A 14,123-nucleotide genomic window follows, 5' to 3' on the forward strand; every position below is an offset into this window, starting at 1 on the left:
TGTTAGCTGGTGAACAATCAATTAGCCGACAAGACCGCTGCGCTCCATGCTTTCAACGAAATGACGCTGTACAAACAGATACATAACGATCAACGGAGTAATAGCCATGAGTACGGCCGTGTTCTGAATCATCGACAGATACAGCGGATCCGGCTTGAATGATCCTCCCGGCGGCGTCAGGTAGAACAAAATTTGTGCTGCCGCTGTAGACATCATCGACGACATCACTTTGGCATCATTCAAAATCAGATTCGTAAAGTAGGAATCATTCCACTGCCAGACGAACGAGAACAGCATGACCGTTACAACTGATGGCATTGCATTTGGCAGAATGATTTTGACGAACGTCCCGAAGGTGCCGGAGCCGTCCACGAGTGCAGCCTCCTCCATCTCCTTCGGAATGCCTCTGAAAAACTGTCTGAAAATGTAGACGAACAATCCCGTCTTCACTCCCATTCCAAGTGCGGACGAAATGAGAAACGGCCAGTACGTATTAATCAGATTCAATGGCTGCGTTGTAAAAAGAGTCACAATGCCCAGCACATCGAAGTTTTTGTACTGCAAATACGTCGGAATCATAATCGTCTGCGGCGGTACCAATATGGTGAAAATAACGCAGCCGAACAGCAGGCCGCTGCCGCGAAATTTAATTCTCGAGAACCCGTAGCCCGCGAGTACGCAGCACAGCGTCTGGAGAAACATGACCGTTCCGGACAGCAGGGCTGTATTCAGCAATATTTTCGGAAAATGCAAGGCATCACTAACGAGCTTGAAGTTATCCAGTGTAAAATGCTTCGGAATCCAGACGACAGTGGCATCATACAAATCGATTGGATCTTTGAATGCGATGACCACTTTGATCAGAATCGGATACAAAATAATAAAGGAAATGCCGCTAATGAGAACGGTCCGAACAAATATCCATAACCAGGATTTCAGCTTGGTTGCCCAAAAGCTTCCTTTGGACATCCGCTCCCACAGGTAATCCACAAAGCTACGCTTCGCGCCTTCCGTACTAGTCTTCATGCTGCCCCTCCTTGTCGATTAATCGTAATAGAACACTTTTCTGGAAATAAGCATCGCGACAACCCACAGAAAGAGCGAAATAGCAGCAAAATAAATCCACGCCATCGAAGCGCTAAGTCCAAATTGGAACGCCTTGAAAGCCGTCTCCTGAATTTGTTTGGTTGTCTGACTGCCAAGCAGGTTATCGATAATCGAATAAATAACGTTTGTCAAAATAAGCGGGCTGATCATCGGAAACGTAATTTTCCAGAATGATTCGTAAGCCGTTGCCCCTTCAATCTTGGAAGCTTCGTACAATGAGCCCGAAATGGACTGCAAGCCTGCGACAAAGATTAGAATCTGTACGCCCGAGGAGGTCACAATTTGATAGATTCGTTCGACTGCACCAACCAGGTACTGAACGATGTGATGATTCACTCCCGAATTGTACAGTAGCTTTGCCAGCTCCAAGCTTTGGAACATCGCGGATTCTCCGCTTGCTTGCTGGCTTGCGCCTTTGATTACGCCCTGCATATAATCACCACTCTCGATAGAGGCGATTACACCAGATGCGAGAATAACAGGCAGGAAGAAGATCGCTCGTGACAAGGCTCTGCCCTTAAACTTCTGGTTGAGCAGCACCGCTGCGAACAAGCTGAATATAACGATCAGCGGCACATTGATAACCATGTTCAGCAGCGATTCCGTCAGCCCCCGAACGTAATGCTCATTGACGAACAAGGCGTTCCGGTAGTTGGCCCAGCCCACAAACTGCATCGAAAAGCCCGTTTCATTAAGTTCCAGCTTGCTGAAGCTGTACCGCAGCGAATTGACAAGCGGAGTGAAAAATAGAAAGAGAAATCCCGCAAACCAAGGGAGAATAAACCAAACCCCTTTATACTTCTGCTTCTGATGCAGCGTCATTCTCAATTTGGGCAGCTTCAATTGCGAACGCCTCCAATCCGATATCCCATCGATTCGACGGCGTCACCATTCACGTTGATTGCATAATCATTGTAATTGACGACCACTGTTGTTCCATCCTCGTAGGTAGTTTGATAGACGCCCTTCTCCAGCAGCTCATGATCCGTAATAAACTGGTTCCGAGCCTGGCGAAGCACGTTATTAACCTCGTTATAAGCGGCCGCTGCCTCTCCGATCCAATCCTTGTACTGGGACGAATAGAAGTAATCGAAGTTAGTCTCCTTCACGGACGACGATTTAGCGTAAAACCATGTAAAGTACAAATTCGACCCTGTCTCCAGCGACTTTAGAACATGGTAGCGCATCGATTGCTCATCGGACATGTTGATTGCCGAACCCGCGTAGTCGATAAGTCCGTGCAGCGCGATTTCATAAAAGGGCACGCCGCCGTCGGAAATGTTGTAGCCGCTGTCGGAAAGCGGTGCATCAACAACGCTGTCCACGTACGGAAGCGAATACGCATTGCCGCCGGATACCATCAGCTTCGAGGAAGCTTCCTTCAAGCTGGCCAACTGCTCCTCCACGGTTCGTTTCGTTTCCTCCCGCGTCACTACTTGCTTCGTATTGAAATCGGAATTCAAATCGCTTCCCAGATCACGCAGAGATAGCGCATCCGCTTTCAGCTTGCTGTATCTGCTCGTAAAATCTTCAACAACACCTGGCAGTTTAGCAGGCGATAAAGCAAATGCCGGGTCGCTGGAGTAGGTATCCTTATAATAACCCGCACGGTCATACGGATAGATACTCGCTAACGTTCCAGTCATCGTGCGCGAAGCATCCCGCTTCGGCTTGAAGCCGCCGGATTTCTTGTTCACTGTCATAAAGCTGGCGTCGGGGTACAGCTCGACGCCATTGCTTGCCGAATACGCAAGCAGCTTCGCCAACCCTTTTTGTCCCCCCAGCTTTTTGTCGACCGAAACCGAGGATGGCATCGAATGGGCTACGCCTCCGTTAAACCATCCCGTATACCTCAGCTTGATATGATCGACGCCGCTGCCTTTCAGCTCATCCATAATTTCCTGCGCCTGATTGAACGTAGTCAACGGCTGATAGGAAGTGTAAGGCACGCCCAGAAAAAACTTTTTCTTCGGTACGCCGCCGATCAACTCCAGGAAGAAAGGCGTTTGCTCCTTCTGCTCCAATCTTTCCAGATGATACTTATCCATCAGATAAGTGCGGTAATAGGAGGCCATGCCGGAGTAATTGGCTTCCTCTCCTTGCAAAAAGCCGTAGCGAACCGTCAAATTGCCTTGATACGGTTTCACTTGGAATTTAGGTACGGTATTTGACGTCCAGTTGCCGGACAATGTCAGCGGCTCGAATGAATTGATCCCGTAGCTGCTGTGAACAAAATTGTACGAATGCGTTCGGCCGCTGACGTCCGCCTCCACCCGGGCGATACCGTCCCCGTCCTCGATAATGGCAACAAAAGCGGCATCGTCCCTCTTCATGCCAAATACGGGCAAGCGTGAAGGTGTTCCGCCAAGCGGCTTCAACTGATTGATACGAGTCGAATCAATTCCGTACAGCACCTCGTTGTACGGCGAAGCATCCAGCTTGCCATTATTCAATTGGATAAGCGCACCCGAACCATCCGGCACAAACATATAGCCTTGCTGATCTGCTCCCGCAGCGCCGAAGTAAGGAAGCACCGACAGCTGCTGCAAATAAAAGCCGTTATTCTCGATGTTCTCCGTCGACACTTGTACGACAAACTGTTCCCCATCCAAACGATAGGTTACCGGGAGGACGAATAGCGCCTGGCTTGCGGCTTGCCCGTCCGAATACGCCTCACGGTCGATGTTCATCTCGGCCTCGTCATAACCGGCTTCGGCAAGCAGCTTCAGCGCTTTGGTCAGAGCCAGACCGTTCAGCGCAGCATCCCGACGCTCATAAACTTTCTTGTCCGGGTTATGCTTGAACCGCTTTAATAGTTCGGTTTGATCCTTTTCCTGCAGTTTATCGAGAATGAGTGTCTGGAAACGCTCCTCGCCTATAATAGGAGGGATTTGCTCGACACCACGTACTTTCTCGCCTACGGTATACGTAATTTTAATGCCGTCGCTCAGCTTCTCGTACTCATACTGCTCATATTTCACACTCTGATTGAAATTGTTGAACTGCTGCGGTTTGCCCGAATTGTCGGAAAAGGAGAGCAGCAATTGGCTTGAGAGCATGGATTTATTAAAGGCGGATGCTTGAATATCCTGTTCGCGGTCTTGGGGATTGGAATACCAAACCGATCCGTCGCGCTTGTTCTTGACGGCAATCTCTGTCGTCTGGCGGTTGTAATACAAAGCCAAGTATTCGTTCTGAGCGGCTAGTTCCATATTGGCAAGCTCTGCTGTCTGCGTTACTGTATTTGCTGATTCGACTGCTGGTTGCACCGTCGTTTCTGCTGAAGTCGATCCTGCTGGCATAGATTCTGCTGGCGTCGTTTCATTTGCCGCTGTTTCACCTGAAGCTGTTGCCTCAGCTGCTTGCTCAGCGGATACGCTGTCTACACCGCTTGCCGCAGCAAGCATGCTGCATACAATGGCTGCCATCATCATTGTTTTCCATTTGCTGTTCATCCGTATAGCTACCTCCCTTCCTACAATCGTAATGAAATCTCTGTATAAATCGCGTACACGAAGCCCAGCATCTCTTGCAGCAGGCTAAAAAACAGCAGTCCCAAAAATATAATGATTCCCATGACCACTAAAGTCAGCAGCATCGTTACGATCGTCTTCATTACTGAATACTGATGAACGGTCATCGTCCCGATAAACAGCAGCCACACAAACCAAAGCGTAGCCAGCGTTTCAATCAAATAATAAAAGGAGGATTCCCGCAGCGTTACGACGTTGCTCAGGAAGGTATTGCCGAAGCGCATCAGCACAAGCGGCAGCAAGGCATAGCCTGTAGCCATGACGATTTCTTTAAACTTTCCTTCCCCGTCCATCAGCGTCGTCAACGACCAGTTGGACACACACCATAGAAAAAAGGGAAGCACGATATATTGAAGCTCGTTGATGCTGTTCAAATCGTAAGGATAGTTAAAGTTGACTACGAAGCCGGCGTATTGACGCAATATAATCGTTGCGATCGTCAACAGCAGCAGGATGGACAATGAAACCCGAAGCTTTCCCCTATTCTCGTATTTCAAATCCCAGAAGCCTTGGAACGGGTGAAGCAGCACATAGAACGGAAATTTTGTGAACTCAGATAACATTGGCCTTCACCTTTCCTGTTGATCGTCTTTTAATAATGCTCCAGCTCCAAAGGGCTGCGATGAGCACGAACACAACCGTCATGCCCGCTCCGAAATATTTTCTCGTCATTTCCTTGCGGTATTTCCCGAATGCTTTGGAGTAATAAACACGGTCATAGCCAAGCTTCAGATTTTCCATCGCAAGCTTATTCTCGCCCTGCCTCAGCATCGCTTTGCCAATCCCGACATAAGCAATCTCGTTATTGGCATCGAGGCGAAGCAATTCCCGCCACTTGCTCTCTGCACCGTTATAATCACCGGATACCAGAAGCGCATTGGCTTCGTTAATCAAGCTGCCATAACGAGTAGGGCTGAACACGTTAATCCGGTTCATTCCCTGATCCAATACAAAAAATTGACTGCCTCTGCTCTCAACGGCAACAGGCGTTTTGAATGTCCCTTCCTGCGTACCGATACGGCCGAAAACATACAATAAATTTCCGTCCTCGTTGTAAGTAAATACACGGCCTTTTCTGGAATCAAGCGCACTATAGACGCCATTAGGCCCAACTTGGACATCGATCAATATCGAGCTTGCATTGGGATTACTGGAATACACATCTCCGCGAGGAAAAAAGTAGCCTTCACGGCGAAGCACGTCCACGCCGGTGGAATTCAGCCGTTTGATCGGATCGGCAGAATTGACTTCAGCCGTTGTCGTGTAGATAAAGCCTTCCTGATCGATATCCAGATTGTTGAATTCAAGCGGAACGAATTGAGCCAGCTTGCTTCTTTGCGCCTTGGTCGACAGCTTCTTCCAGAAATAATCCCATACATCGAATTTGACCCGGTTTGTACCCATGAAGCCGCTAAATGAACCGTCGGAATCAAATTCGATAATGCCGTCAAAGACGCCCCTGCCAATGACATAAATACGTCCGGCATTGTCCACGCCTACTTTTTTCGGAAAATATTCGAATCCTTCGCGAATGACCTCCGATTTCGGGGCTCCGATTTCCCGGACAAATTCACCTTCATTCGTTAATTCAACGACTCTGCTGTTATCGGTATCGGCTACAAAAATCTGGCCCTTTTTCGTTACAAACAGACCTTGCGGGTTAGCGAACTGATCCTGCTTGCCCCCGTTTTGAAAGCCGCGGATTTGTCTAACAACCTTCCACTGCTCGTCAAAAACGACGATTCGTCCGTTTCCTGCATCCAGTACATAAAGCTGGCCTTCGTCATCCACATACAGATCCGTCGGCTCCTTGAACTTGCCAATCCCTTGTTCGACCCCGTTAACGACCGTCTCCGGCAAATAAGCGTTTGGTGTCGTTGACGTCGTTCCCCAATACGAATAGGAATACCCCTCGTAGGGAGCCGCCGCCGCCGCCTGCAGCGGCGATGCGAATAATTGGAAGGCTGCAAGCAGCAGAGCCGCACTGGTCATTAACTTGATGAGCTTCATCGTGTCCCCCCGCCCTATTCCTTAATACCGGAAGATGCCATCGTCTGGATGATTTGGCTCTGGGTAATAATAAACATCACAACCGGAACGATCATCAGCAGCAAGGCTACTGCCGCCGCTACACCTGCACGGGCAATACCGCCCTGAATGATCTGTCCCATCGCAAAGTGCATCGTTTTTAACTCCTCGCTATAAATGAAGCTTCCTCCATCGGACGCCCACAGCATTTGGAACAGCAAAATAATAAGCGTGAACCAAGCCGGTTTGACGAGCGGCATTACGATCGACCAGAAGACGCGGTACTCGTTCGCGCCGTCTATCTTGGCCGATTCAAGCAAGGCCATCGGGATTTGCTCAATAAACTGCTTCATTAAATACAGTCCCAATGGAAAAGCAAATGCCGGAACAATAATCGCCCAATACGTATCAATCCATCCGAGCCAGGACATCGTCATATAGTTCGGAATCGCTGTAACCTGCGGCGAGAACATCAGAGACAATACAACGATCGAGAACAGCACCTTCGAGCCGCGAAATTTGTATTTCGCAAGAGGATAGGCAGCAGCCGAAGCCAGAAGAACATGCCCTATCGTCCCGGCAAGCGTAATAAACACGGTGTTAAAAATGTACCTGGAGAATGGAACCCATGATTTCGCCATCAGATGGAACAAGTCCGGAAAATTGTTGAGCGTAGGATTTCGCACAAAAATTTTGGGCGGAAACAAGAACAGCTCATCTAAAGGTTTGAAAGCATTGTTGATGGCATAAATCAAAGGGATGACCATAAAGGCCCCAAACAAACCAAGCAAAAGAAACAACAGAAAATCCACTTGCCAGGAACGGTTGATTCTTTTTTGACCGCCAAATCGGAGTGAAATTCTCACTGTGTCTAGTCACCCACCTTCCTGAGAAGCTTCTGAATAATCAAGTTAGAACCAAGCATGATCATGAACAATACCGTTGCAATCGCGGATGCGTAGCCCATCTCAAACCGGATTGTACCGTAGTCGATGAGATGCGTAACGACGGTATGCGCCGAGTACTGAACGCTTGGGAAGCCGGCTAAGTTCATCGCGACATCCGCTACGGCGAATGACGCCGTTATCTGTATGACCGCCCCGAACATTAACTGCGGCCGCATGGAAGGCAAGGTAATATACCACAGCTCCTGCCAGCGGTTGCGAATCCCGTCCACCGCCCCCGCTTCGAACAGCGTTCTGTCCACAGTCTGCAAGCCGGCGATAAAGGCCAGGAAGCTTGTTCCGAGACTCAGCCACAGCTGCACGATGATAATGATCATGAGCGTGTACTTCGGATTCTGGAACCATAATATCGGTTCACTTATAAAGCCGGTTCTCATCAAGAAGCCGTTAACAATGCCATACGCGTCGCCGGAGAACATGATTTGCCAGATGAAATAGATGTTCCCTGATATAGAAGGCGCATAAAATACGAGCGTCATAATGGCCCGCGCCTTCGGCCGAAGCTCATTAATGAGCCAAGCAAACAAGAAACAGGCAATATAACTGATCGGACCCGTTATAACGGCAAATATAAACGTATTTTTCAAGGCGATTATGAAAATGTCGTCATCCAGAAACAATCGCATATAGTTGTTCCAGCCAGCCCAGCGCGGAAACTCCAGCATGTTGAAATAGGTCAGGCTGATCAGAATCGATAACGCTACCGGCACTACCGTAAACAGAAAAAACAGGATCATATACGGACCGATCAATACGTAGAGATGCTTATCGCGCTTTACATCCGTCATTATGCGCCGGAATAGCCCCGGCTTCGGCTGCGCGGCCGTCTGCTGTGATCGTCCTTTTACTTGTGCGGGCAATGCATCTGTCTGCTGCAATCCGGTCACCTCTAACTCTGCTTCAAATTAAATTCTTTTTGTTTGAACTCGATCTCACGATTGATTTCTTCCACATAGTCGTACAAAGCGTCCCGCGGGTTCGTGCCATTGTTAATGACTTCGCGGAAGGCGTTGTCCAGATTTCGTCCGGTGTAGTAGCCGCCCGGAACTTCCGGAATGCCCTTCACCCACTCCCACTGCTTCTCCAGACTTTGATAGTCTTTGGTCGGCCATGGCAATTCCTTCAACGCCTCAATGTTGGCGGTCGGGTAACGGGCAGCAGCCCCCATCAGACCTTCCATCTCGCGGCCAAAGCGAACCTGCGTATCTTTGCTCGTCCACCATTTCATAAATTCCCAAGCGGCCTCTTTATCCTTCGCTTGATCCATCATAATGACTGCTGAGCCGCCGCTCGACACATCCCGGCGAATGCTGCCGTCTTCCTGCTGAACTCCCGGCACCGTAACGAAATCCCACAGCCCTCTAATTTCCGGAGCCGAGACCGACAACGTGTTGTAGAACGTGTAATCGGTGATCGCCATCGGAATTTCACCCGTTCTGAAACGGGTTGTCAGATCGAATTGGAGCGGAAGCTTGTAATTCATATACAGATCTGTCCAGCGTTTAAAAGCTTGCATAGAGGCTTCGGAAGCCAGATTGCTCACGCCGTCCTTCTCATAGAAAGAGCCGTCCTGCTGATAGAGCATCATCGCGAATGCTTTGCTAGGCTCCAGTGTAGAGACGCCTGACGTCTCGGCAATCGGCAGAGCAAAGTCCATATAATGCTTCTTTAACACCGGAATAACCTCGTAGATATCATCCAGCGTCTGCGGAACATCCAGCTTAAGCTCCTCCAGAATGTCCTTGCGGTAGAACAGCATCGGGAACACTTGCTGCTCCGGCAAGCCGAATACGGCGCCTTTATACTTGTAAGGAGTTAGTGCACTGTCACGGAATCTGTCCGCCACTTGCTCGAAATCGCTAAATTGAGTCAAGTCATATATCGCTGTGCGCATGCCGTAGTTGACTGGAATGTCATTCGATATTTGCATCGCTACGTCCGGCCCTTGGCCAGACAGCGTTGCTGGCATCAGAACATTCGCGCTGACCAGCTTCAGATTGACGCTAATACCCGTCTGCTGCGTAAAGCTGTCGTCAGACATCGCTTTCAGCACTTGAGCCTGGTCGCGGCCTGTACCGATCCAGACGGTTACCGACCGTTCATTTTCACTCGAATTGCCAATGCTGTTGTAATCGATGAAGAATGAGCTGAACAAGGTGCTAATCTCATGCTTCACTTTACTCGCAAACGAAGCTTTCGCTTTCGGCATGCGCTGCTCAGGAGAAGCGATGACGAGATAATCGATCTCAAGCGGCTGCTCCTTCACCTTCAGTATCCAGGTTCCTAAACCGCCGACGTTGATTTTGAAGGATTCCAGACGGGTTTGGAGCGATTCCGGCTTGGCGGCCAAATCTTCCAATTGATAAGCCAGCTTCGTCAATATCGCGACCTGATCGCTTTTTTCCCCGGTAATTTCGACTAACTGATCGGAAATGTTGTACAGGATTGCGCTTTGCTTGTTGAACACCTCTACCATTTCCGGAACCTTTTTCTCAAGATTATAATCACGGAACGGGTCGGGAACCCCACCTGTAATCATCAATATTTTGCGGTATATCGCATTCAATTCCAGAATGCTGGACTGCACTTCCCGGATAAGCGGAGCAATCGACCCCAGACTTACCTCAAGCTGCAAGTCATGTGTTCCCTGCGTTAGATAAAACAGATAGGGTTCGTCCCCGTTGCCAATCGTATTCATCTGCCATTCGCTCGAATAATAGAAAGGAATTTCACGCATTTCCTCAAACGGAATGTGACCATCAATCCTTAACGTTCTCGTCGAATACACGCCTCTTAACAGCTCTTGCCTTCCCTTAATCGCAATCTTGTACAGTCCATCCTCCGGAACATCGATCTTCCAAGTAATGGTGTCTCCCGGCATCCGCCAATTGTTTCCGCCTATCGTATTAATCCGGACTTCCGCAATGGATTGCGGCTCCGTATTAGGATTGGAGCGGTCGGTTATCGGATATAGCGTCGGCGATGATTTGAATTGGGCGCTTTCACCCTGAACCTTAATCATCTGTCCGTTCGTTTCTTTCAAGCCTTTTTGCTCGTATTGCTTTTTGATTTCCTCATAGGTTGGAGGCTCTTCGATTTGACCGATTTCGATCGCATCGATAATGACCGGCTCTTTCAACGAAACGAGCGTGATCGTATGCTTGCCTGCGGAAAAATAAAATGAATAAGGCTTCTCATAATAGCCTTCGAAATCGCGGAACGGCTTCTCCTGCCAGCCGAAAGCTTCTATCTGCCGGGGACGGATATCATTGCCCCGATTATCCTGTTCAATTGCTTTCTCATCAGTCCAAATGCGCGGAAACAGAAAGCTTCTCGCACCGGAAAACGGAACCTCGCCATCGATCATCAGCATTCTCTCGATCGAAGAAGCTTTGCCGTCCACTGTAAAATAGCGCAGAGACAAATTGTAAAGTCCTTCTTCCGGAATGTTGACCTCCCAGCCGATGGAGCCGGAGTCGCCCGTCTCTACAAAATTGCCCTGCCGGTCTCCCGCGTTGTTCACCTTCTTCGGCTCCATTCCTTCCGTAAAGGTATAGGAACCGCCCTCCACTACGATTTTCCGGTCTGGCTTGCCGGCGTTTTGATGCGTTTGCAAATAGCTGTCATAGCTGTTCGCTTGAAAAACGTCGCCATCTGTACGCTCCGATTTCCTGCTCTCTTCCGCATTTGCCAAATGCGGCCCTGCCGATGGTATGACCCATGTGCACAAAAGCAACAATGCAACCGCTACGCGCAACACTTTAGGCATATTCACAAACATCCCCTGCCCTGCTGAAAAATTATGAGGTACCCCTATCGCGAAGTACCTGTATACGAGGAAAATAAATCCCCACCCGTACTAAAAGGCAGGGATTTCATTCCATTGCTATCGCTTCTAGTTATTCTGTGCCTTTCAGCACCTTGTCTACGCTTGCCTGCATCACCGGCATCAGCTTAGCAACTCCGGAAGCAGGAGTCAGCTTGGAGTCCGAGATGTCACGAACGAGATCCCACATCGCATCATCGATGTTCAATCCGCCGTAACGAGCGAACTTAATAATGTTGAACGTATTCAACGCATTTTCAACAGAAGCCTCGTCCGTGAACCAGGACTCTGCAGTTGTGCGGTTGTTCTCATCGATATGCTCGAAATCTTGCAGGTCCTCCCAAATTTTGTAGACGACCTTAGGATCTTTAACGCCGCGCGGAATAACGTTGATGTGCATTTGCGGCTGACCCATAATAAATCCGTCCGCTTTTGGCCCTTTAGGGAATGGTACGAATGCATATTCATCTACCATTTCCTTCTGGAAACGGCCAACTTCCCAAAGTCCGGCCGGGTACATCGCAACTTTGCCTTCTCTGAAGTAGCGAACCGGATCTTCCCATGAGTTTCCTTCGTCGCGCTTCACGATTTTGTACTCGTTGTACAGCTTGTTCATCATTTCAAGGCCTTCCATCGCATTCGGCGAGTCGAGAGCAATCTTCTCAGTGTCCTCGTCATAGATAACGCCGCCGTTGGAGTAAATCAGGTAGGAGCCAAGCGTCATTTGCGATCCCGTAAGACCCCATTGATCGATTTTTCCGTTGCCGCTTTTGCTGATTGTCAGCTTTTTCGCCACATCAACGAATGTATCCCAATCCCATTTCCCTTGCTCTTGCAGCTCAGTAGGCGTCGACAAGCCTGCATCCTGGAAAATCCGTTTGTTGTAGAACAATCCGGTATTGTCATACATGGCAACCGAATTCAGAAAACCATAAGTTTTGCCAGTGCCATAGCTGCCGGATTTGATAATGAGATCGGACAGCTTGCTCTCTTCCTTCACGTTCATGAAGTCATCCAGCGCTGTATAATATCCGCCCTTGAGCAGGCTAAGTACAAATACGTGCGGTACCAGGACAACATCAGCGAATGGCTCGCCTGCCATTACGGTTGAGGAAAACTTTTCAGCCGTTTCCCACATATCCTGAGCGACGTATTTAATTTTTACGTTATATTTTTTCTCCACTTCGGCCTGCAGCGCCAGCGCCTTCTCGCCCTCTGGCGTATCAGCGTTTGGCGTACCGTCCCACCATGCGGAAAATCTGATTTCTCTGCCGCCAAGATCATACTTCTCTTCTTCTACTACAGGCTCTTTCTCTTCCTCTTGGTTCTTGTTTCCTTCAGCTTCCTGGTTCGTCGAATCAGAAGGTTTAGCTGGCGGCGGTGTATTCCCACCACTGCATGCAGACAGCACAAATAACAGTACGATTACCAAAGATAGAATTGAAAGCGTTTTCATTTTTGTCATCTTATAATACCCCTCTCGTTATCATATTCTCTTGAGAACGCTACCATTTGATTATGAAACTTGCCTGTTTAATCAGGCATCACCTCCCCTAATACTTTAATAAACTGCACTTTATGAACCGCAGCTGCTGCGCACAATCAGCTTAGCAGGCAGTGTCACCTGCAACGGAATCTCTCTTCCTTGCATCTGCTCCAGCAGCAGCTTCACCGCTGTCCGGCCCATCATTTCCGCCTGAATGCGAATCGTAGTAAGCGGAGGACTCATAAACTCGGATATTTCAATATCATCGAAGCCTACGACGGCAACATCCTCTGGAACCCGAACGCCCGCTTCCTTAAGCGCATGAATAGCTCCAATAGCAAGATGGTCGCTGGCGATAAAAAAAGCAGTTGGTAAATTGCCTTTATCAATCGCTTCCTTCATTAAGCGGTTGCCCTCCGGTGTGCCCCAGCCTCCGATAAAAATATGCTCCGGATTCAGCAGCCCCTTTTCCGCCATAATCCGCTCGAAATAATATTCGCGCTGATCTTTGCCGTATGTACGAAAACCGCCGATATATCCGATCCGGGTATGACCTAGAGAAATCAAATGATTAATCGCCAGCATCGTTACTCTTTCGAAATCGATGACGACCGAATCAAAGCTTTCCACATCGGGAGACGAGTCGATAAAGACGACATTCTTCACCTGGCTCTCATGCTGCACTGTAAAGTCAAACGACCGGTCAATAAAAATAACGCCGTCAACATCGTCGAAATTCAATTCCGGATTTGTGAACAAGGACATTCTCAGAATGTTGGTAGAGTTAATGCCCTGCGCAACGCATTCCTTCTCGATCCCCTGACGGATAGCGAGAAAGTAATGGTCCATCTCCTCCTGATGCTCCGTCAAAAACATAACGGTACCGATCCTGATGTTGGATAAATCTGAATTTTCTTTCCCCTTGCGGTTGCGCGGCGTCTTGTAATTCAACTCTTCCGCTATTGCCAGAATACGTTCCCTAGTCTCCTTGGAGACAGAAAGCGTGTTGTCCCGATTGAGAACGCGGGAAACCGTAACGCTAGAAACATTTGCTAAATTAGCGATGTCACGAATTGTAGCCATATTCTATTTCACCCTGTCTGGTTAATATATTCAGTTATATTTTATGTTGTTTATTCAGTGAAACACAAGGTGTAAATTTCACTGAATTTACAGCT

General features: G+C 48.7%; 10 protein-coding genes. All 10 read right to left on the reverse strand.

The window, feature by feature from the left end; all coding sequences use genetic code 11:
• Nucleotides 1-21: 21 nt before the first annotated feature.
• Entirely contained in the window at nucleotides 22-1,026 is a 1,005-nt protein-coding gene (locus ACFVVF_RS09225) for a carbohydrate ABC transporter permease (protein ID WP_387807490.1), read from the reverse strand.
• An 18-nt stretch (nucleotides 1,027-1,044) separates the two neighbouring features.
• On the reverse strand, nucleotides 1,045-1,950 hold the full coding sequence (locus tag ACFVVF_RS09230; RefSeq protein ID WP_387807493.1) for a carbohydrate ABC transporter permease: 906 nt from the start codon (nucleotides 1,948-1,950) through the stop codon (nucleotides 1,045-1,047).
• Nucleotides 1,947-4,562, reverse strand: a complete 2,616-nt coding sequence (locus ACFVVF_RS09235) for a DUF5696 domain-containing protein (RefSeq protein WP_387807495.1) — start codon at nucleotides 4,560-4,562, stop codon at nucleotides 1,947-1,949. Before ACFVVF_RS09235 ends, ACFVVF_RS09230 begins: the two co-directional genes overlap by 4 nt.
• A gap of 20 nt (nucleotides 4,563-4,582) precedes the next feature.
• A complete protein-coding gene (locus tag ACFVVF_RS09240) occupies nucleotides 4,583-5,203 on the reverse strand; it encodes a Yip1 family protein (protein WP_042163301.1) in 621 nt (206 codons plus the stop codon).
• On the reverse strand, nucleotides 5,193-6,650 hold the full coding sequence (locus ACFVVF_RS09245) for an SMP-30/gluconolactonase/LRE family protein (RefSeq protein WP_387807498.1): 1,458 nt from the start codon (nucleotides 6,648-6,650) through the stop codon (nucleotides 5,193-5,195). Before ACFVVF_RS09245 ends, ACFVVF_RS09240 begins: the two co-directional genes overlap by 11 nt.
• A 14-nt stretch (nucleotides 6,651-6,664) precedes the next feature.
• A complete protein-coding gene (locus ACFVVF_RS09250) occupies nucleotides 6,665-7,534 on the reverse strand; it encodes a carbohydrate ABC transporter permease (RefSeq protein ID WP_042163305.1) in 870 nt (289 codons plus the stop codon).
• A 5-nt stretch (nucleotides 7,535-7,539) separates the two neighbouring features.
• Nucleotides 7,540-8,421 carry a carbohydrate ABC transporter permease gene (locus tag ACFVVF_RS09255; protein WP_081735231.1) on the reverse strand — a complete coding sequence of 294 codons (882 nt, stop codon included), beginning with the start codon at nucleotides 8,419-8,421 and terminating at the stop codon, nucleotides 7,540-7,542.
• A gap of 101 nt (nucleotides 8,422-8,522) precedes the next feature.
• The gene (locus tag ACFVVF_RS09260; protein ID WP_387807501.1) at nucleotides 8,523-11,402 is read right to left on the reverse strand and encodes an extracellular solute-binding protein; all 2,880 of its coding nucleotides are present in this window, start codon (nucleotides 11,400-11,402) and stop codon (nucleotides 8,523-8,525) included.
• A gap of 130 nt (nucleotides 11,403-11,532) precedes the next feature.
• The gene (locus ACFVVF_RS09265) at nucleotides 11,533-12,924 is read right to left on the reverse strand and encodes an ABC transporter substrate-binding protein (protein ID WP_387807504.1); all 1,392 of its coding nucleotides are present in this window, start codon (nucleotides 12,922-12,924) and stop codon (nucleotides 11,533-11,535) included.
• Between the two features lie 111 nt (nucleotides 12,925-13,035).
• Nucleotides 13,036-14,028 (reverse strand): LacI family DNA-binding transcriptional regulator, encoded by a 993-nt coding sequence (locus tag ACFVVF_RS09270; RefSeq protein ID WP_387807506.1) that lies wholly within the window; start codon nucleotides 14,026-14,028, stop codon nucleotides 13,036-13,038.
• Nucleotides 14,029-14,123 lie beyond the last annotated feature (95 nt).

The organism is Paenibacillus sp. NPDC058174, from assembly GCF_042883865.1.
Lineage (GTDB): Bacteria > Bacillota > Bacilli > Paenibacillales > Paenibacillaceae > Pristimantibacillus.